This is a genomic window from Paenibacillus protaetiae (assembly GCF_004135365.1).
GTDB classification, from domain to species: Bacteria; Bacillota; Bacilli; order Paenibacillales; family Paenibacillaceae; genus Paenibacillus_AP; species Paenibacillus_AP protaetiae.
In genome coordinates this window covers 1,537,567-1,557,387 of record NZ_CP035492.1, presented here as the reverse complement: position 1 = coordinate 1,557,387, position 19,821 = coordinate 1,537,567, and the positions used below count along the sequence as shown (strand labels likewise).

The window sequence follows — 19,821 nt, the reverse complement described above, 5'->3', positions numbered from 1 at the left end:
GGAGATCACAGCATGATTGAATTGAGAGGAAGAACCAAGTTCGCGGTCGTAGAGCCGGAACCCGGCTTGTCGATTCTGAAGCATGCGATTAAGTATAAAGTGGATTGGGGCCACATGTGTAAGAAAGGCACTTGCGCCAAATGCCGCTGTTTCGTTTCGGAAGGGAACGAATATTTGGACGGCATAACAGATGAAGAGTGGGACCGGCTGGAGCCGGAAGAATTCGAACAGGGCTACAGGCTTGCCTGCCAAGCGGTTGTAAAGCAAGGCGCTCAGCGGATTGTAGCCGTAAATAAACCTTATTTTTAACGATGCCGGCTGCTGCAACGATTGAAGGAAGTGTACGTAAATGCTGCCAAATACGAATATAGCCCAGGCGCTGACCGCTGCTGCCCGGGCATTAGGCCGGGACCGCAGCTGGGTGGTCGGGGGCAGCGCCGGGCTGGCGCTGCGGGGAATCCGGCTTTCCCAGCCGCCAAATGATGTTGATTTATATGCGGATGACGATGATTTCGGGCTGTTATATGAACGGCTTAGCCGGGAAACGCGAGTAAGCGAGCCGGAGCTTAGCGTAACCGCCATGTACCGTTCCATGCTTGGCTGCTGCATCATTCATGAAGTGGAAGTAGAGCTGGTTGGCGGTTTTTCGGTGACGGCGCACGGCTGCGTCTATAAGACGGAAGTTCATGATTTGTTATATCCGCACGCGCTTGAAGTTAAACTTGCGGATGATGTCGTTGTGCCGGTTGTACCTCTGGCGCATGAACTGTGGTTTAATGCGCTTCGCGGCAGGATGGACAGAGTTCAAGCGATTGTGGAAGCCATCGGCGATGATGCTGCTGAACGGGCAGTGATGAAGGCGATTGAACGCCGCAACGGCTTTGCGGAACAGACTGTTGCAGTCGTCCGCAGCTGGCTGGAGAAGCGGGAAGCAGGTGGCTGGCTTGAACTGTGAAGTGACGTTTATGCCAGCCGGCATTACGGTGAAGGTGCGTCCCGGCACAACGTTATTAGATGCGGCCAGGCGTGCTCATGTGCCGATTCGGACCCGTTGCGGAGGCAAAGCTGCCTGTTTTATGTGTAAAGTAACGGTTGAGCCGGGAAGCCGATTGCTGCCGATGGGGGAGCAGGAACGTAATAAGCTTGCTGCCGGAGCGGATAGCTGCGAACGGTTATCCTGTCAGGCGAGGGTACAAGGGAATGCGGTTGTGAATGTGCCGCTGGATCCGCTGCGCGCTGCGGTATTAAAGAAGCTTGCCCAGGCGCGGGAGGATGACTCGCTTTGGTGACCGGACGGCACAACGATGATGGACAGTCAGATGGATACGGAGGGACAAGCCCAATTGATGACATGTTATAACAGGACGATTCGCCGCCTGCTGCCTCTCTTGCTGCTGGCGGCTGCCGCTCTATCGCTGGGCGGCTGCATGTACCCGAATAATCAGCTGAAAGAAAATCAGGCACCGCCAAGAGACGCTGTCCGCAACGTACAGGCGGCAATCGATGATTATTATAAAGAAACAGGCCTGCTTCCGATCAAAAACAGTACGATGGAGACACCGCGCTATGAGAAGTTCGCCATTGATTTTAGCCAACTAAAGCAAAAAGGCTTTTTAAGCGAAATCCCTCCCGCTGCATTTGAGAACGGCGGCCATTATTATTTTATAGTCATTGATGAGGAAACCGCTCCGCGCGTCAAACTGATGGATTTGATAACCGTGCAATATATAAATGATTTGAACCAAACCATCCGCGAATATATGGACAAACATCAAGGCCTCGTCCCGAAAGGGGAGCAGGTATATCCCGGTTTCTACCGCATTAATTATAAACAGATGAATACCAAAGAAAAAACGCTGCGCAGCGTTTACTCCGGGCAAAAAATCGAAACGATGATAGACGATAACGGTAACGCCTACGTCGACTATGCGTTTGATTTGATGCAGGCGATCCAAAAAAGCGGGCTAACCTCGTTCCAGCCGGAAACGGATTTGCGTGCGCTTCTGGTCGATAATACGCTTTATGTCCCGGTCAAATCGGTTCCCTACCGCTATGTAAACGGCGAGCCTGTCGCTTTGGCGGGCTAGCAGCCTTTCTATCACTCTCTCGCTTTTAGTTTAAGCGAGAGAGTTTTTTTGTTGCGTTTTGCACCATTTGTTCGGCATATCCAGCCTATTTTGCTCATATAACTCAATCTTGGAAGGGAATGAAGCCGGCTAATCCAAAAAGATTTCGTAGAAAGAATCGTCATAAAAGGGGAGACGGCACATATGCTATTACTAGTCCAAAAAGCATGTACGAGTTGCGTCGCTGGCCTGCCCTCTTGTCCGGTGGAAGGCGGCGAACCGGAATTTCAATTGGGAGGGGATATTCAGTGGAGAAAGTGGACATTTTCAAGGACATAGCCGAACGTACCGGCGGGGATATTTACCTCGGTGTCGTCGGAGCGGTCCGGACAGGCAAATCAACCTTTATTAAACGGTTTATGGAGACGGTGGTGCTTCCGAATATTTCGAATGAAGCCGACCGCGTCCGTGCCGTGGATGAGCTCCCGCAAAGCGCCGCTGGCAAAACGATAATGACGACCGAACCGAAATTTGTACCCAATCAAGCTGTACAACTGCGGGTTACCGACGGGCTGGACGTGAACGTCCGCCTGGTGGATTGCGTAGGGTACGCGGTTGAAGGGGCAAAAGGCTACGAGGACGAAAATGGCCCTCGCATGATTTCGACGCCATGGTTTGAAGAGCCGATTCCGTTCCAGGAGGCGGCTGAGATTGGAACACGCAAAGTGATTCAAGAGCATTCTACGCTTGGCGTTGTCGTCACGACGGACGGCACGATCGCGGAAATTCCGCGAAGCTCCTACATCGAAGCGGAAGAAAGAGTAGTGGGCGAGCTGAAGGAAGTCGGCAAGCCGTTTGTCCTTGTCATCAACTCTACACGCCCGCGCAGCGAAGAAACCCAAAGGCTCCGCTCCGAGCTTCAAGAGAAATACGATATTCCGGTGATGTCGTTAAGCGCAGCCACGATGGGCGAGGAGGAAGTGATCTCCGTCCTTCGCGAAGTGCTTTACGAGTTCCCGGTACACGAAGTGAACGTAAACCTGCCAAGCTGGGTTATGGTGCTGAACGAAAATCACTGGCTCCGGAGCAACTACGAGAACTCCGTTCGCGATACGGTCAAAGATATTCGCCGTCTGCGCGATGTCGACCGTGTCGTCAATCAATTTATGGATTATGATTTTATTTATAAAGCCGGCCTCAGCGGCATGAACATGGGGCAAGGCGTAGCGGAAATTGATCTGTATGCGCCGGATGAGCTGTATGACCGCATCTTGATGGAGGTTGTAGGCGTTGAGATTCGCGGCAAAGATCATCTTCTTCAGCTGATGCAGGAATTTGCCCATGCCAAACGCGAATACGACCGCTTCGCCGAAGCGCTCGAAATGGTGAAAACAACCGGTTACGGCATCGCAGCGCCTACGCTTGCGGAGATGGCGCTGGATGAGCCGGAGCTTATCCGTCATGGCTCGCGCTTTGGCGTAAGGCTGAAGGCGACAGCCCCTTCGATCCATATGATTCGGGTAGATGTGGAATCGGAATTCGCTCCGATTATCGGCACGGAGAAACAAAGCGAAGAGCTCGTTCGTTATCTGATGCAGGATTTCGAGAACGACCCGATCAAAATTTGGGATTCCGACATCTTCGGCCGTTCGCTTCATTCCATCGTCAGAGAAGGCATCCAAGGCAAAATCGCTCAAATGCCGGACAATGCGCGGTATAAGCTGCAAGAAACGCTGGGCCGGATTATTAACGAAGGTTCCGGCGGCCTTATTGCCATCATTCTATAACCGGCGTGCATCTCCGGATACAAAGTGCCGTTCCTGTTATGCGGGAACGGCACTTTTTTGCGTTCGAAATCATGGATCGGTATTGCAATAAAACCGAATGATATTTATAATTGCACATATTGTCATTCGACTTTATTCGACGAAATTTCTTAAAAATTCACAAATTTCCTTATAAACTTACATAATTCCGATTGACATGGTTGGAAAAGCTGGTATTATATTTTTTAAATCTATATATAGCAAAGGAATAAGGGGAGGAACAGACTAGATGAAAAAAATTTCAAAAATTTCACTCAGCCTGCTGCTGGCAGCCGTTCTGGTTATCATTGCGGCATGCGGCAACAAAAATACGACGAATAATGCAAACAGCGGAGCGGCTGAAAGCGCAGCGCCATCGCAAGACGCGGCAAGCGCAGCTCCATCCGGCGACAGCGACCTGGCTTCTCTGAAAGGAAAAAAAGTCGCGCTCGTGATGCAGTTCAATACCGGTACGTTCTCGGCTCAATACGTAGAAGGCGTTAAAGAGCAAGTTGAGAAGTTCGGCGGTAAAGTACAAGTTTTCGCATCCGACAACGACCTTGTCAAAATGGCATCCAACCTGGATGCAGCCATTAACCAAGGTTATGACGGCATTTTGCTTGACCATGGACAAGCTTCGGCTTTGGAAGCCGGCGCTAAAAAAGCGGTTGCCAAAGGGATCAAAGTCATTTCCTTCGACTCCGATTTGAATGTGGACGGCGTAACGATGCTGCAGCAGGACGACCAGAAGATGGCGGATCTGACGCTCGAGCAGCTTGCGAAAGATACCGGCGGCAAAGGCAACATCGTAAAAGTATGGGTAGCCGGCTTTGCGCCGATGGAACGCCGGCAAATCTCTTACAAGGCATTCCAAGCCAAATATCCGGATATTAAAGAAGTTGCGGCTTTCGGCAACGCCAACAATCCGCAAGTCGATACACAAGCGCAAATGAAAGCTATTCTGACGAAATATCCGAAGCCGGGCCAAATTACGGCAGTATGGGCAGCTTGGGATGAGTTTGCAAAAGGCGCTGCACGCGCGATTCAAGAAGCGGGACGCACGGACATTAAAGTATACGGTATCGACATGAGCGACGAAGACCTGCAAATGATTCAAGATCCAAACAGCCCATGGATTGCTTCGGCTGCAACGGATCCAAAAGATATCGGACGCGTTCAGGTCCGCACCCTTTACAAAATGCTGAAGGGCGAACAAGTCGACAAGACGATTACGCTGGAATCGGTATACGTAAGCCGCGATCAGCTGCCAACGGATAAAAAAATTAACACAACCGAACTTGCTCAATATGTGGACGGTTGGGGCAGCAGCACGCAAAACTATGAAGACTGGATGAAAGAGCTGGAAGCGCAAAACTAATCGTTAACTGCGTACACGGAAGCTTATGCCCAAGGCATAAGCTTCCTCATGCGTTACAAGGGAAGAGGTGCGAATGCAATAATGAAGCAACTGGTGATGAACGGCATACGTAAAGCTTTCTCCGGCGTGCCCGCCCTTCGTGATGTGGACTTTACCGTACGAAGCGGCGAAGTGCACGCTTTGCTGGGCGCTAACGGAGCAGGCAAAAGCACGCTTATGAAAATTTTGTCCGGCGCTTATACGCAAGACGGCGGCCAAATTTCAATCGACGGGCAGACGGTATCCATCGCTTCCCCGGCGGATGCGAAGCAGCTAGGCATTCACTGCGTCTATCAAGAAGTTGATACGGCGCTTGTGCCTTATTTGAGCGTTGCGGAAAATGTTATGCTGGATAGCATCTCATCCCGAAAAAGCAGCTGGCTGCTGAACTGGGGCAAATTGGAGGAGCAGGCGAAAGCTACGCTTAACCGGCTTGGCGCCGATATTCCGGTCAAGAAAAAAGCCGGAGAGCTGACACTGGCGGAAAAGCAGCTTGTATTGATTGCACGGCTGCTGACCGAAGAAGCCAAATACGTTATTTTCGACGAGCCGACAGCGCCTCTCAGCCTTGAAGAAGCCGAGAAGCTGTTTGGCGTCATCCGGCAGCTCCGGGCTGAAGGCATCGGCATTGTATTTATTTCGCACCGGCTGCCGGAAGTGTTCCAGCTGTGCGATACGGTAACGGTTATGCGCGACGGCGAACGGGTATGGACAAAGCCGGCGCCGGAGCTGAACGCGGAAGAAGTGGTCCGCGCGATGCTCGGCAAAGTATTTTCAGAAGAGTATCCAAAGCTGGATGTCCCGATTGGCGAAACTCGGCTTGAAGTATCCGGGCTAACATGGGGCAAGCAGGTGCGGAATGTCAGCTTTGAAGCCAAAAGCGGCGAAATCGTCGCAGTGGTCGGGCTTGTAGGCGCCGGCAAAACGGAGCTGTCCCGTCTGCTGTTTGGAGCGGACAAGGCGGACAGCGGGACAGTGAAGGTGAACGGCCAGCTGCTGAAGCCCGGCGATCCGGCTGACGCTATTGAAGGCGGCATTGTTCTTGTGCCGGAAGAGCGCCGCAAGCAGGGCATTTTTGTAGAGGAATCGGTACAGCAAAACTTAAGCCTGCCGATTTTGCAGCTGATATCGAAGCTGGGTGTCGTCTCGAAACCGAAGGAGAAACAAAACGCTGCCGATATTATAAGCCGGCTGGGCATTAAGACGTCTTCCGCCGGCGAGCTTACCGGGCATTTGTCCGGCGGCAACCAGCAGAAAGTGTCGATTGGCAAATGGCTGCCTACCGATGCCCATGTCTATCTGTTTGATGAACCGACAAAAGGCGTCGATATCGGCGCGAAAAGCGATATTTTCCGGATTATCGGATCGCTTGCCGAACAAGGGAAAACGATTGTTTATTTTACATGCGAATTTGCCGAGGCGCTTGGCATTGCAGACCGCATCTATGTGATGTGCGACGGTTCGCTTGTTGCGGAATTCAAGCACGGCGCGGCAACGCAAGAGGAACTGCTTTTGCATGCGAGCGGCGGAAAAGGAGAACAACATGAATAAAACGACAAATTTTGTGTTTAAATACGGCTCTCTGATCGTGATTGGCGTTGTTATTTTGTTCTTCTCTTTGATGAACGAATACTTTTTTACGTACAGCAATTTGACGGATATTCTCCGTTCCATCTCGATTGTGACGTTTGTGGCGATTGGCGTTACGATTTCGCTTGCGGTTGACGGCTTTGACTTGTCCGTTGGCTCGACCGTGTCGCTGACTACCGTTGTAACGGCTGCATTTATGGTTTGGTACGAGCTGCCGATCTATGTCGTGATTCCGGTTGCGCTGCTGATCGGCGTATTGGTAGGCCTCCTGAATGCGCTGCTGATCGTGCGGATCCGTATCCCGGATATGCTGGCGACGCTGGCCGTCATGTACATCGTAGCAGGCATTCACCGCACATATACGAAAGGCTACAACATCTATAACAATATGCCGATGCCGGACGGCTCGACCGCGCCCGGCACATTCAGCGAGTCATTCCTGTGGCTGGGCCAAGGGAAGCTGCTTGGCATCCCGGTTCCGGTTATTTTGATGATCGTTGCGGTTGTGCTTGTTCATCTGTTCTTTAAGCTGACCCGCTGGGGGCGCCAAATGTATACGATTGGCGGCAACGAAGAAGCTGCCCGCCTGTCGGGTATCCGCGTCAAGCGGATCCGCACGTATGCGTACATCGCATCCGGCGTATTTGCCGCAATCGGCGGTATTTTATACGCCGCGCGTGTTGGCACGGGCCAGATCGACGCCGGCTCTCCGCTCCTGATGGAAGCAGTGGCTTCTGCGTTTGTCGGCTACTCTGTCCTGGGTGCAGGGCGGCCGAATGTAATCGGCACTTTTTTTGGTTCGGTGCTGATCGGCGTGCTGCTGAACGGCATGACGATGATGAACGTGCAGTATTATGCAAACGACATTATCCGGGGCGCTGTTCTCCTGCTTGCGCTGGCTGTTACCTTCATCAATTTGAGCAGGCGTAAAAACCGTTAATGCCTGCCTTTTGAAAACGAATGAAAGCGTCTTACGCTCTTGAAATTGGCTAATTCCTGTATTACTATAAGTTTGTTCGGTTAAAAAGGTATATTTTTGAAGTTTTCGGTTAATAAGAGGGATAAGATGACAGTTCAGTGCCTTCAAGGGGAGGTGAAAGGAAACCATGAACAAAACAGAATTGATTGCAAAAGTAGCAGAGCTGACAGACTTGTCCAAAAAAGACGCAACAAAAGCGGTTGACGCTGTATTTGATGCGATCTCAGACGCTCTTCAAAGCGGTGACAAAGTGCAGCTTGTCGGATTCGGAAACTTCGAGGTTCGCGAGCGTCAAGCGCGCAAAGGCCGCAACCCGCAAACGGGTGAAGAAATTGATATTGCAGCAAGCAAGATGCCTGCTTTCAAACCAGGGAAATCCTTGAAAGATCTCGTATCTAATTAATGAAAGCATGTACGATATAATGATACTCAGCGTCCGAACGGCTATCGTTCGGGCGTTTTCATTTTGCATAAGTTCATTGTTGACACTCAGGAATAATTTAGGTAGACTTTTGTTGCGATGCCGGGACGTAGCTCAGCTTGGCTAGAGCGCACCCTTGGGGTGGGTGAGGTCGCAGGTTCGATTCCTGTCGTTCCGACCAACATCTGTCTACATTTGAGAGCCCTTTCGCTGCCGGCGGGAGGGCGCTTTTCTACACGTTTAATCAGAAGCCGAAGTACAGGAGGGCTTGAAGATGCAAGATTCCAGCGAATATATCGTAATCAAGGCAAAGGACCAAGGCGTGCAGGTGATCGGCATGACCCGCGGGCAAGATACGAAGTTTCATCATAATGAAAAACTGGACAAAAACGAAGTGATGATTTGCCAGTTCACCGATCATACGTCAGCTATCAAAATCCGCGGCAAAGCAACGATTTTGACCAAGTACGGAACAGTAGAAACCGATCAATAAGAAGAAGTCTATCATTAAAGCTAATGGAGCAGGCATAGCCTGCTCCATTTGTTTGTACAATGGGGTATGGGGATATTGCGCCAAGCCTACACTAAAATGAAATGCCTCATGCAATAAACGCCAATTCAGGATGAATCGGGAAGGGAGGCTGCTATGCGAATACGCTTATGGAAACGCTTTGCCGCTGCTGCCGCTGCCGTTGCTGCGGTTATTGCCGTTTTATCCTGGCTGCCCGGAACGGTGAATCATCAGCCGGCATTCCAAGAGGAAATCCCGGTATTTCGCGTAGAAACGATCAAGCGGTTAACGAACACCAATATGGTCGACGCGCTCATCGCCCTTCAGCTCAATAGCCGGCTGTCCAGCGTCAAATGGAGCAATTCGGTGCTGTCGCTTGAGCTGCTCGTAGACAGCGATCCGAATGAGCAGACGTTATGGTTTCAGGATATGGATAAGCTGGTCCGGTTTGCGTTTAGCCAGACGGACAATGTGAACCGGATACTATTGCGCTATATGGACCGCACAAGCGAAAGCGGGCGCACGTTGCTGTTCGGCTCCGATGTGAGACGTTCGGACAGCTGGCTCCAAACGGAACGGGATAAGCTGCCTGCCAATCCGCTGCAGGATGAGCTGTGGCGGCAGCGGCTGCGCATCAGCCTGTCGCCGGCCTGGATCACGGAGCGGCGGGCAGCCGGACCGTCAGCAGCAACGTAACCAGTCGCCCCGGCCGGCCTGCGCTAGAGGCGCACCAAGCCCGTTAAACTGTCACAAAAAGATGAATTACTCGCCTTCTTTATATAAACTCCCTTAAAGTTATGCTATAATAATTTAGATATTGAGCGGCGGATGCCCGCTCTTCTGTTCGGAGGCCTGTTAATGATATCTTATCGAATTCCTGAAATGACTAGAAAATATGTCGAGTACGATATGATCCAATCGCATACGGATTTGCCGGCGGTTCCGGATTTTCGCGTCAGGCTGCTTCACGCTTTTTTGGGCGAGCATCGCATCTTGTCCAAATCAAGCGATTTGTATGCGGTTGTAATAACGCTCGTGCAGCTCGGCATGGACACCCATGACCTGATTGATACGGATATCGGTAAGCGTTCGATGCGCGAAATGCGCTCCCGCCAGCTGAAGGTGCTGGCAGGCGATTACTTCAGCAGCCGGTTTTATTATCTGCTGGCGCAAGCCGGGCAGATCGAGATGGTTTCCAAGATTAGCGCGGCGGTCTGTGAAGTGAACCGGCTCAAAGTCAATCTATATACGAAGATGAAGCAGCTTAAAGTATCAGCCGAAGAGTATTTAAGCCAAACGGTTCAGCTCAAGAGCGAGCTGTTTCAATTGTTTGCCGGCATGCTTGAAGGTGCTTCGTCTCGTGTTTGGTCCGATTTGCTTCCGCATATTAGCAGCTGCGAGGTGGTACTCGAGGAGCTGCAGCGCAGCGAATCCGTATCGAAATTCCGCAACAGCTGGGCATTCTGGCACATTATGCAGGAGGGCACGGCCGAGGAGAAACATCAGCTGTCGGAGCGCGATCATGAAGCGGCCGTTATAGCCAGTTTAGTTCAAAAATATGATATCCGGGCCAAGCTCGCAGCGAAGCTCCGTACAGCATCGGAAGTCATCCGCCAAACGGCGGCTCGCATGGATTCCGACCAGCTCGGCGGGGAATTGATAGCCCAGCTGGACTCGTTTATGAAAAAAATAGCCGCTCCGGCTCTAGCAGCAGAGGGATGAGGTGGACTTAAGTGAGCACGGATACACAATCCAAACAGCATGTTCATGCCGTATTTGAAAGCATTGCGACCAAATACGATTTCATGAATGATCTATTAAGTTTTCGAAGACATAAAGCTTGGCGTAAATTTACGATGCGGAAAATGAACGTCCAGCCTGGAGACAGCGCGCTTGACTTGTGCTGCGGCACATGCGACTGGACGATTGCATTGGCGCAGGCAAGCGGCGGCAAAGTGACCGGACTTGATTTCAGCCGGAACATGCTGAATGTCGGCGCGGAGAAGCTGCAGCGGATCGGGTTGGACAAGCAGGTTACCCTCGTTCATGGCAATGCAATGGAGCTGCCGTTTGCAGACAACAGCTTTGATTATGTGACGATTGGCTTTGGCTTGCGCAATGTGCCGGATTACTTGCAGGTACTGAAGGAAATGCAGCGGGTAGTGAAGCCTGGCGGCAAGGTTGTATGCCTGGAGCTTTCCAAGCCGGACTGGCAGCCGTTTAAAGCGGTGTATTACTTTTATTTCGAACGTCTGCTGCCTCTTATGGGCAAAATGGTTGCCAAACGGTTTAACGAATACAAATGGCTGCCGGACTCATTAAAAACTTTTCTGAACGCAAAGGAATTAAGTGCATTGTTTCAAGAAGCGGGACTTGTTGACGTACAGGCTTATCCTTTGACCGGAGGTATCGCAGCACTTCATATCGGAACAAAGGAGAGCAGCTAACATGATTCGCAAAATTCGCATTATTCTTGAAATGATTAAATTTGAACATACCATATTTGCTTTGCCGTTTGCTTTTATGGGAGCGCTTCTTGGCGGGGTGGCCATGGAAGGCCATCTGCCTTCATGGGCGCAGATCGGCTGGATTACGCTCGCAATGTTTGGCGCAAGAAGCGCAGCGATGTGTTTGAACCGGGTTATCGACAGGGTGATTGACAAACAGAACCCGCGTACGGCAAAACGCGCGATTCCAGCCGGTCTGCTCGGCATTGGAGAAGTTATTTTATTTATTATCGTCTCCTTTGCGCTGATGCTCATCGCTTGCTTCAATCTGGACCCGATTACGCTCAAGCTTATGCCTATCGCTGTAGCGCTGCTTGTTTTGTACTCCTATACGAAACGGTTCACTTGGCTTTGCCATGTGGTGCTTGGCCTTACGATCGGCCTGTCGCCGGTTGGCGCGTGGGTTGCCGTTACAGGCAGCTTCGATCCGGCGGTTTGGGTGCTGTATGTTTCGGTTGCTCTATGGCTTGCCGGCTTTGATATTATTTATGCGACGCAAGATTTTGAATTTGACCGCAGCAACGGCATTTATTCCATTCCTGCGCGTTTTGGCATCGCTGGCTCGCTTTGGATTGCGAGAGGTTTTCACGCGGTAACGATTATCGGATTCCTGTCGCTGTTCTGGATGACGGAATTGAGCTGGATTTATTTGGCCGGCACCATCGTTTCGGCCGTCATTTTGTTTTATGAACATTGGATGGTCCGCCCGCATGATCTGTCCCGGGTGCCGACCGCCTTTTTTGGCATGAACGGAACATTAAGTGTCGTTTTGTTTGTTTTTACGTTTTTTGATCTGGTGGTGCTTCACCAATGGTAGGCGAACGGACAAGCGGACAGCCGCCTAAACGCTGGGCAGTTGGCATAACCGGCGCCAGCGGCTCGATTTACGGCATTCGGCTTGTTGAAGAATTGTTGCGTACCGGAGCTGCCGTTCATTTGGTTGTTACGGAAGCGGGCTGGCGAGTGCTGAAAGAAGAGCTGGGCTGGGAAAGCTCCAAACGGAAGGAAATGCTGGAGCGCCGCTTCGGCGAAGCGATGGAAAGCGGCCGGCTTGTTTACCATCCGAACGCGGATATCGGCGCAAGCATTGCCAGCGGTTCTTACCGGATGGAAGGCATGGCCATCATGCCTTGCTCGATGGGGACGCTGGCATCCATTGCCCACGGCATTTCGGATGATCTAATGACCCGTGCCGCCGATGTTATGCTTAAGGAAGGGCGCAGGCTGCTTATCGTCCCGCGCGAGACGCCGCTGCACGCCATCCATCTGGAGAATATGCTCTCGCTTGCAAGGCTGGGCGTACGAATCATTCCGGCAATGCCGGCCTTTTATTACAAACCGCAAACGATGGATGAAATGATTGATTTTCTCGTGGGCAAAGTATTGGACAATATGGATATTGACCATGAGCTGTATAGAAGATGGGGAGATGAACATGATGGGGACTAGACTGGAAACCATCTCCGTCGGCCAAATTGATTATGCGAACGCTTGGCCGATTTTTCACGGATTGAAGCTGGATCGCGCAGATATTAGCATCGTAGCCAAAGTGCCGGCCGAGCTGAACCGGATGCTTGAAGACGGACAATTGCAGTTATCGGCAGTATCGTCTTATGCGTATGCCAAAAACAGCGATAAGCTGATGCTGCTGCCGCAGTTATCGGTTGGAACGGTCGGCCGTGTCCATTCTTTATTTCTGTTTCTGAAACAACCTATTGATAAAGCGAAACCGGAGCGCATCGCATTAACCAATGCATCCGCAACAACGGTTAATCTGCTGAAAATTGTCATGGAGCTGCATTTTGACTGCCATCCGGCTTATGAGACCATGCCGCCTGATCTTGACTTGATGCTTGCGAATGCCGATGGCGCGCTGCTGATCGGAGACCCGGCGATACAAGCGTCTTGGAATCGCCAGGATCTTTACCGCATCGACCTTGGCGAGCTGTGGAATCAATTTACCGGCCTTGGCATGACCTATGCAGTCGTTGCAGTGAACCGAGAAGCAGCTGCGAACGACCCGGAGTCCATTCGTTACATCCACCGGCTTCTGCTGCAAAACAAGCGGAAAAATCTTGCCGATCCGGACTCGATGATCCGCAGAGCTTGCCGCGAGCTGGGCGGGGAAGAATCGTTCTGGCGCACCTATTTTACGGAGCTGCAATATGATTTTGGTCCGCAGCTGCAGGCAGGGCTTCAACTTTACTGCAAATATGCAGAGCAGCTTGGGCTGCTGGAGAAGCATGTGCAATTTGATTTTTTTGATGCCAACTAATACCAAAACTCCGATAGACGGGTGAAAGAATGAAAATATTGGACTTGTACACCAAAATGAAGAGTGACCTAAACCAAATAGAGCTGGAGCTGGAGCGCAGCATTTCCATCGATCACGCCGTTTTGAACGAGGCATCTCTTCATTTGGCTAAAGCAGGCGGCAAAAGGCTTCGGCCTGTGTTTGTCCTGCTTGCGGGAAAGTTCGGCCAATATGATCTTGATGTGCTGCAAAAAGTGGCCGTCCCATTGGAGATGATTCATATGTCGTCGCTGGTGCATGACGATGTCATCGATGATGCGGATACAAGAAGAGGCCAGGTGACCGTAAATTCGAAGTGGGATAACCGGATCGCGATGTATACGGGCGATTACATATTCGGCAAAGCGCTGACCATTGCGGCTGAACTGGATAATCCCGTAATCCATCAATATTTGTCCAAAGCGATGGTGCAGATGAGTATTGGGGAAATGGAGCAGATCCGGGATTTTTTTAATATTGAACAAAATGTCCGCCATTACTTGCTGCGCATCCGCCGCAAAACGGCTTTGCTCATTGCGATCAGCTGCCTGCTGGGCGCAGTTGCGGCTAATGCGGATGAGAAAACGGCAAGGCAGCTGTATCGTTACGGATACAATGTAGGAATGGCGTTTCAAATCCGCGATGATTTGCTCGACCTGCTGGGAACGGAAAAGCAAATCGGCAAGCCGCCCGGTTCGGATATCCGCCAGGGCAATATTACGCTTCCCGTCATCTTTGCTTTGGAAGATGAACGGGTCCAGGAGGCGCTGCTGGAGCAGATCCGGGTAATCCGGGACGAGAACGGCGCAGTGGATACGAAGCCGGCAATCGAGCTGATCCGGTCAAGCACGGGCATTGATAAAGCGGACCGGCTGGCGGACCGTTTCATTGAGAAGGCGCTTCAAGCGATCCGTGAACTGCCTGCGATTCCCGCCAAAAAGCATTTGGTGGACATCGCGCATTTCGTAAATAAACGTACGTATTAGAAAAAAGGGGGGATCATAATGGAACGCACTTTTATTATGGTAAAGCCTGACGGAGTGCAAAGAGGGTTAATTGGAGAAATCGTAGCGCGTTTTGAGAAAAAAGGGCTGCAGCTCGTGGCAGGCAAGTTTATGAAACTGAACCGCGAACTGGCGGAACGCCATTATGGCGAACATGCGGGCAAACCGTTTTATCCGCCGCTGCTTGATTTCATCACATCAGGACCGGTATTTGCAATGGTGTGGCAAGGGGACGATGTTGTCGCGCATACACGCGCACTGATTGGCAAAACAAATGCGCTGGACGCTTATCCGGGCACCATTCGCGCCGATTACGCCGTACATACGAACTACAATCTGATCCACGGATCGGATTCGGCCGAAAGCGCCGCTCGTGAAATCGGCTTGTTTTTTGCGCCGGAGGAGCTTGTGGATTACGAGCTTGCTTCGCTGCGCTGGGTATAGTCTGCACGCTAGACAACCGGGTAGGAGCGGGAGGATCAAGCATGTCCGAAGATTTGGATTTTATATCATTTATCCATCATATTAAATCAGAAACGGCAATTGACTTGTCGCAATATAAAGAAGCGCAAATGAAACGAAGATTAACAACTTTGCGTTTGAAACACGGGTATAACACGTTTGCGGAATACTGGAAAGCGATCCAGCTCGACAAGGCGCTGATGGATGAACTTTTGGACCGGATGACCATCAATGTATCGGAATTTTGGCGTAATCCTGGCCGCTGGGAGACGCTGTACCGGCGCTTCCTGCCTGAGCTGCATAAGCAAAGCCCGCAGCTTCGGATCTGGAGCGCTGCATGCTCGACAGGGGAAGAGCCGTATACGATCGCGATGCTGCTATCGGAGCTTGGATTGCTGGATCAAACAGATCTAGCGGCATCGGATTTGGATGCGGGCGTGTTAGCGAAAGCGAAGGAAGGCCTTTATTACGACCGGAGCATCCGGGATGTGCCCGAGTTATACAAAAACCGTTATTTTGAGCGGACAGCGGACGGGATGTATGCGGTATCGGACAAGCTGAAAAAGGCGGTCCGGTTTAAACAGCAAAACCTGCTCCATGATCCGTTTGAAAGCGGTTATGACCTTATTGTTTGCCGCAATGTCCTTATTTATTTTACAGAGGAAGCGAAGCAGACGCTTTACCGGAAATTTTCGGATTCGCTAAAGCCGGGCGGCCTGTTGTTTGTTGGCAGCACAGAGCAAATTTTTTCGCCGGCGCAATACTGTTTTGAGACGGCGGATACGTTTTTTTACCGGAAATTGCAATCTTAAGCATCCGGATGTATAGGGCTTCCCAACATCTCCAATACTAGGGACAAGGACTCTGGGTAAATGGAGGATGCAGATGGACAAGCGTAAAGTAATTGCCGCATACAGGCGGGGTTTGATTACGATCCAAGAGTGTGCGCAAATTGTCGGCGTAGATACGAGACAAATTTACAGGCTGGTTTACGATCCTCAGCTTGCGGTTGAGCCGCGAATAAGCGAGGCCGGCATGCGAACGTCGGTCAACCGGTAGCACGATCTGGAAACCCGTTGTAAACAGGCTTCGAACCGCCCCGCTAGGGACTGTTTCGAGGCCTGTTTTTTATTCCGGCTATGGCGCCGCAACTTCTCGTTTCAGCTTATAAAAACCATAGCCCGCAAGCGTGCGGGAAGCGGCGGTTTCCTTGTCAAACCGGGAGGGCTGTACTATAATGAGCAAAGATATTTAGCACATTAAAACGTGCACGCGTTGCATCGCAATCTTTACAGCATAAGATGCGAGTAGTCAGGAGGGAACAGTTTGCGAGAGCTTACGGTTGATTTGGGAGAACGCTCTTATCCTATTTATATCGGTGAAGGATTACTTGATTCTGCAGCCGGTTATTTTACCAAACATGGCATCAGCAAAAAATCAACTTTAATGATTGTAAGCGATTCGCATGTCGCTCCCCTTTATTTGGAAACTTTGGAGCAGCACTTGCGTGGTGAAGGCTTCCGCGTAACAAGCGCCGTTGTAGACGCAGGGGAAAGCTCCAAGTCGCTTGCCGTGCTGGAGCAGCTGGTGGCGAAGGCGCTTGAAGCCGGGCTTGACCGCAAATCTGCCGTAGTCGCTCTTGGCGGCGGCGTTGTTGGCGATTTGGCCGGGTTTCTAGCTGCTTCCTATATGCGCGGCGTTCAATTTATTCAAATTCCAACCACGATTTTGGCGCATGACAGCAGTGTCGGCGGCAAAGTGGCGGTTAATCATCCGCTTGCCAAAAACATTATCGGCGCATTCCATCAGCCGGAAATGGTGCTGTACGACTTGAACACGCTTCAGACGCTGCCGATCCGGGAAGTTCGCGCTGGGCTTGCGGAAGTGGTTAAACACGGGCTGATCTGGGACGAATCGTTTGTAGAATGGTGCGTAACGAATGCCGGCAAGCTGCAGGCGCTTGATGCCGATGCACTTGGTTATGCGCTGTATAAGGGCTGCAGCGTGAAGGCGGCTGTCGTATCCGAAGATGAACGCGAGAACGGCTTGCGGGCGATTTTGAACCTGGGGCATACGATCGGCCACGCTTTGGAAGCTGTTGCAGGCTACGGAGAGCTTCTGCACGGCGAAGCGATCTCGATCGGTATGATCGGTTCGGCCAAGCTTGGCCTTCGTTATGGGGCGCCCCAATCCGTTTATGATGTCACGAAGCAATCGCTGCAAAGCTGCGGATTGCCTACCCGGCTGCCGGCGCATTTGGACACAGATGCGATTATGGATGCGATGAGCCATGACAAAAAGTTTAAAGAAAGCAAGATGGTTTTTGTAGTGCCTGTTGCAATCGGCAAAGTGGAGATCAAATCTGACGTGCCGGTCGAATGGGTTCGCGAAATTGTCGAGGAATTAAAACAGGAGGCGTAAATCAATGAGCGTAAGAGGAATTCGCGGAGCCATCACCGTTGAAGCAAATGAAAAGGAACAAATTTTGAGCGCCACTCTCGAGTTGCTGAAAGGCATCGTTGCCGAAAACCAAATCGTGCCGGAAGATATTAGCTGCGTGTTTGTTACCGTAACAGGCGATATCGACGATACTTTTCCGGCGGTAGCGATCCGGCAAATGGACGGCTGGGAGCTGGTGCCGCTTATGTGCTCGCTGGAAGTGCCGGTTAAAGGCAGCCTTGCCCGCTGCATCCGTCTGATGATTCTGGTCAATACCGATAAATCGCAAGCGGACATTAAGCATGTCTATTTGCGGGGAGCGCAGGTGCTTCGTCCGGACTTGGCAAAAGCTTAGATTGACGGGAGCCTGCGGCTGTTGTATAGTTGGTTTAGTTGAGAACTTATAGTTGAGCGTTTTATATGTTAGATTGATAGTTGAGCGTACAAGTGAGCAGATAGCCGAGTGGAATAGAGACGAGAGTAGCAGAGCAGAGCTTAGAAGAGCGGAACGATTGTTCCATGCCAAGCGGATTTTTGACAGGTTATACCGACGGCGAATTTGGCCTTATTGAACGAGGCTAAGTTTTATTTGTCATACTGTCTGGATCAGCATCTGCCAGCTGCTTTTGAATTCCCTATTATAAACTCGAAGCTTCTGCTTATAGCAGAAGCTTTTTTTATTGCAATCCAGCCGGTGAAACGGGGATTGCAGCAGTCCGAACAGTTCATAAAGGGGGATTATCCATGACAAACGAGTTACAGCAAATTATTAAGCTTGCCGGCCGTTACAACCTGATTCCAATCGTCCGTACGATGATGGCCGATACCGAAACGCCCATCCGTGTATTCCAGCATTTCGCGAAAGAGCCAAATGCGTTTCTGCTTGAGAGCGTGGAAGGCGGGGAATGGGGACGGCACTCGTTTATTGGGACCAATCCGTTTATGATGCTGTACGGGAAAAATGGCCGCATGGTGCTTGAAAAAAACGGCGAGCAGATTAGTCTCTCCGACAAGCCGCTTGAGCTGCTGAAGGCGCACTTGCGGGGCTACCGCAGCCCGAAGCTGGACCATGTGCCGCCGTTTACAGGCGGGGCTATCGGATTTTTTGGCTACGATCTGCTGCAATATTATGAGAAACTGCCCGCTCACCGGATTGATGACTTGCAGATGAATGATATTCAGTTTATGTTTTGCGATCAAATTATCGCTTTTGACCATTTTAAACAGCAGCTGCAAATTATCGGAAACGTCCATATCCCGGAAGGAGCTACCGATGCGGTTATCGAGCTTGCTTACGAGCAGGCGCTGGCAACGATCGAGGCAACCATTGAACGGCTGAAGCAGCCGGTTTCCATTCCGGTTATTGCCGGATCTACCGTACCTGCCGATCCGGAGCTTGGCGATGTGCGCTCCAATGTAACGAAGGAACAGTTCATCGCCAATGTCGAACAGGCGAAAGAATATATTCGCGCAGGCGATATTTTTCAAGTGGTGCTTTCGCAGCGTTTCAGCATCGAGACATCCATTGATCCGCTGCATGTATATCGGGTATTGCGGACGATGAATCCTTCTCCGTATATGTACTATTTGAAGATGGGCGAGCAAATTATTGTCGGAACCTCGCCTGAAGCGCTGGTGAAAGTAAACGGCGACCGGGTGGAAACAAGGCCGATTGCCGGTACACGCCCGCGCGGACGCACGCCGGAGGAAGATTTGGAGCTGGAGCGCGATCTGCTCGCCGATGAGAAAGAGCGCGCCGAACACCTGATGCTGGTTGACTTGGGCCGCAACGATATCGGCCGGGTGGCGGAGTTTGGCTCGGTGCACTGCGATTCGTTTATGGAAATCGAGCGGTATTCGCATGTGATGCACATCGTGTCTAATGTAGCGGGGAAGCTGCGGGAGGATAAAGACTTTTTTGATGCCTTCATATCGTGCCTGCCTGCGGGAACGGTCTCCGGTGCGCCGAAGCTGCGGGCGATGGAAATCATTGCGGAGCTGGAAAATGAAGCGAGAGGCGCATACGCCGGCGCGATCGGCTATCTTGGTTTTGGCGGTTCGCTTGATACTTGCATTACGATCCGCACCATTATATTCAAGAACGGCAAAGCGTACGTGCAAAGCGGGGCAGGAATCGTATGGGACTCCATACCGGAAAATGAATTTGTAGAAACACAAAATAAAGCAAAAGCGCTTCTAAAGGCGATTCGCACGGCAGAGCTGATGTTTGGAACGGCCGCAAAAAAAGATTTTAACGAGCTAAATACGGATTATTACGTTAATATGGGAGAGGGGATCGGACGATGACCGCTACAATAAGGCAGCTT

At 51.2% G+C, this 19,821-nt stretch carries 23 protein-coding genes and 1 tRNA gene; all 24 read left to right on the top strand.

The window, feature by feature from the left end; genetic code table 11:
• Positions 1-12 precede the first annotated feature (12 nt).
• The 24 genes from ET464_RS06965 to trpE all read left to right on the top strand — a co-directional run bounded on the left by ET464_RS06965 (position 13) and on the right by trpE (position 19,801).
• Positions 13-309: a 2Fe-2S iron-sulfur cluster-binding protein gene (locus ET464_RS06965; RefSeq protein WP_129439492.1), complete on the top strand. Its 297-nt coding sequence runs from the start codon at positions 13-15 to the stop codon at positions 307-309.
• Between the two features lie 40 nt (positions 310-349).
• Complete coding sequence (locus ET464_RS06960) at positions 350-955, top strand: hypothetical protein (protein WP_129439490.1); 606 nt, start codon at positions 350-352, stop codon at positions 953-955.
• Positions 945-1,289 carry a 2Fe-2S iron-sulfur cluster-binding protein gene (locus ET464_RS06955; protein WP_244226702.1) on the top strand — a complete coding sequence of 115 codons (345 nt, stop codon included), beginning with the start codon at positions 945-947 and terminating at the stop codon, positions 1,287-1,289. Before ET464_RS06960 ends, ET464_RS06955 begins: the two co-directional genes overlap by 11 nt.
• Before the next feature lie 15 nt (positions 1,290-1,304).
• Positions 1,305-2,087 carry a YphF family lipoprotein gene (locus tag ET464_RS06950; protein WP_129439488.1) on the top strand — a complete coding sequence of 261 codons (783 nt, stop codon included), beginning with the start codon at positions 1,305-1,307 and terminating at the stop codon, positions 2,085-2,087.
• 287 nt (positions 2,088-2,374) lie between these two features.
• Positions 2,375-3,853: a stage IV sporulation protein A gene (gene spoIVA / locus ET464_RS06945; RefSeq protein ID WP_129439486.1), complete on the top strand. Its 1,479-nt coding sequence runs from the start codon at positions 2,375-2,377 to the stop codon at positions 3,851-3,853.
• Positions 3,854-4,121: 268 nt separating this feature from the next.
• Positions 4,122-5,249, top strand: coding sequence for a sugar ABC transporter substrate-binding protein (locus ET464_RS06940; protein ID WP_129439478.1), 1,128 nt, complete (start codon positions 4,122-4,124; stop codon positions 5,247-5,249).
• An 81-nt stretch (positions 5,250-5,330) separates the two neighbouring features.
• On the top strand, positions 5,331-6,839 hold the full coding sequence (locus ET464_RS06935) for a sugar ABC transporter ATP-binding protein (RefSeq protein ID WP_129439476.1): 1,509 nt from the start codon (positions 5,331-5,333) through the stop codon (positions 6,837-6,839).
• Positions 6,832-7,818 (top strand): ABC transporter permease, encoded by a 987-nt coding sequence (locus ET464_RS06930; protein WP_129439474.1) that lies wholly within the window; start codon positions 6,832-6,834, stop codon positions 7,816-7,818. Before ET464_RS06935 ends, ET464_RS06930 begins: the two co-directional genes overlap by 8 nt.
• Positions 7,819-7,984: 166 nt before the next feature.
• The gene (locus ET464_RS06925; RefSeq protein WP_129439472.1) at positions 7,985-8,260 is read left to right on the top strand and encodes an HU family DNA-binding protein; all 276 of its coding nucleotides are present in this window, start codon (positions 7,985-7,987) and stop codon (positions 8,258-8,260) included.
• Between the two features lie 121 nt (positions 8,261-8,381).
• Positions 8,382-8,459, top strand: a tRNA-Pro gene (locus ET464_RS06920).
• A gap of 93 nt (positions 8,460-8,552) precedes the next feature.
• Complete coding sequence (mtrB, locus tag ET464_RS06915) at positions 8,553-8,771, top strand: trp RNA-binding attenuation protein MtrB (protein WP_129439470.1); 219 nt, start codon at positions 8,553-8,555, stop codon at positions 8,769-8,771.
• 153 nt (positions 8,772-8,924) lie between these two features.
• Positions 8,925-9,485: a hypothetical protein gene (locus ET464_RS06910; RefSeq protein WP_129439469.1), complete on the top strand. Its 561-nt coding sequence runs from the start codon at positions 8,925-8,927 to the stop codon at positions 9,483-9,485.
• Positions 9,486-9,647: 162 nt separating this feature from the next.
• A complete protein-coding gene (locus ET464_RS06905; protein WP_129439468.1) occupies positions 9,648-10,511 on the top strand; it encodes a heptaprenyl diphosphate synthase component 1 in 864 nt (287 codons plus the stop codon).
• A gap of 11 nt (positions 10,512-10,522) precedes the next feature.
• Positions 10,523-11,236 (top strand): demethylmenaquinone methyltransferase, encoded by a 714-nt coding sequence (locus ET464_RS06900; RefSeq protein WP_129439467.1) that lies wholly within the window; start codon positions 10,523-10,525, stop codon positions 11,234-11,236.
• Position 11,237: 1 nt separating this feature from the next.
• Positions 11,238-12,113: a UbiA-like polyprenyltransferase gene (locus ET464_RS06895; protein ID WP_129439466.1), complete on the top strand. Its 876-nt coding sequence runs from the start codon at positions 11,238-11,240 to the stop codon at positions 12,111-12,113.
• On the top strand, positions 12,107-12,745 hold the full coding sequence (locus ET464_RS06890) for a UbiX family flavin prenyltransferase (protein WP_129439465.1): 639 nt from the start codon (positions 12,107-12,109) through the stop codon (positions 12,743-12,745). Before ET464_RS06895 ends, ET464_RS06890 begins: the two co-directional genes overlap by 7 nt.
• On the top strand, positions 12,732-13,571 hold the full coding sequence (locus ET464_RS06885) for a menaquinone biosynthesis protein (protein WP_244226701.1): 840 nt from the start codon (positions 12,732-12,734) through the stop codon (positions 13,569-13,571). The genes ET464_RS06890 and ET464_RS06885 overlap by 14 nt, the downstream gene beginning before the upstream one ends.
• Before the next feature lie 29 nt (positions 13,572-13,600).
• Positions 13,601-14,575: a polyprenyl synthetase family protein gene (locus ET464_RS06880; RefSeq protein ID WP_129439463.1), complete on the top strand. Its 975-nt coding sequence runs from the start codon at positions 13,601-13,603 to the stop codon at positions 14,573-14,575.
• Between the two features lie 18 nt (positions 14,576-14,593).
• Complete coding sequence (gene ndk / locus ET464_RS06875; RefSeq protein ID WP_129439461.1) at positions 14,594-15,037, top strand: nucleoside-diphosphate kinase; 444 nt, start codon at positions 14,594-14,596, stop codon at positions 15,035-15,037.
• Between the two features lie 41 nt (positions 15,038-15,078).
• Positions 15,079-15,867 (top strand): CheR family methyltransferase, encoded by a 789-nt coding sequence (locus tag ET464_RS06870; protein ID WP_129439459.1) that lies wholly within the window; start codon positions 15,079-15,081, stop codon positions 15,865-15,867.
• Between the two features lie 73 nt (positions 15,868-15,940).
• Positions 15,941-16,114: a hypothetical protein gene (locus tag ET464_RS19775; protein WP_165279935.1), complete on the top strand. Its 174-nt coding sequence runs from the start codon at positions 15,941-15,943 to the stop codon at positions 16,112-16,114.
• A 267-nt stretch (positions 16,115-16,381) separates the two neighbouring features.
• Entirely contained in the window at positions 16,382-17,476 is a 1,095-nt protein-coding gene (aroB, locus tag ET464_RS06865; RefSeq protein ID WP_129439457.1) for a 3-dehydroquinate synthase, read from the top strand.
• 4 nt (positions 17,477-17,480) lie between these two features.
• The gene (aroH, locus tag ET464_RS06860; RefSeq protein WP_129439454.1) at positions 17,481-17,849 is read left to right on the top strand and encodes a chorismate mutase; all 369 of its coding nucleotides are present in this window, start codon (positions 17,481-17,483) and stop codon (positions 17,847-17,849) included.
• A gap of 389 nt (positions 17,850-18,238) precedes the next feature.
• A complete protein-coding gene (trpE, locus tag ET464_RS06855) occupies positions 18,239-19,801 on the top strand; it encodes an anthranilate synthase component I (RefSeq protein WP_129439452.1) in 1,563 nt (520 codons plus the stop codon).
• The last annotated feature ends 20 nt before the right edge of the window (positions 19,802-19,821 follow it).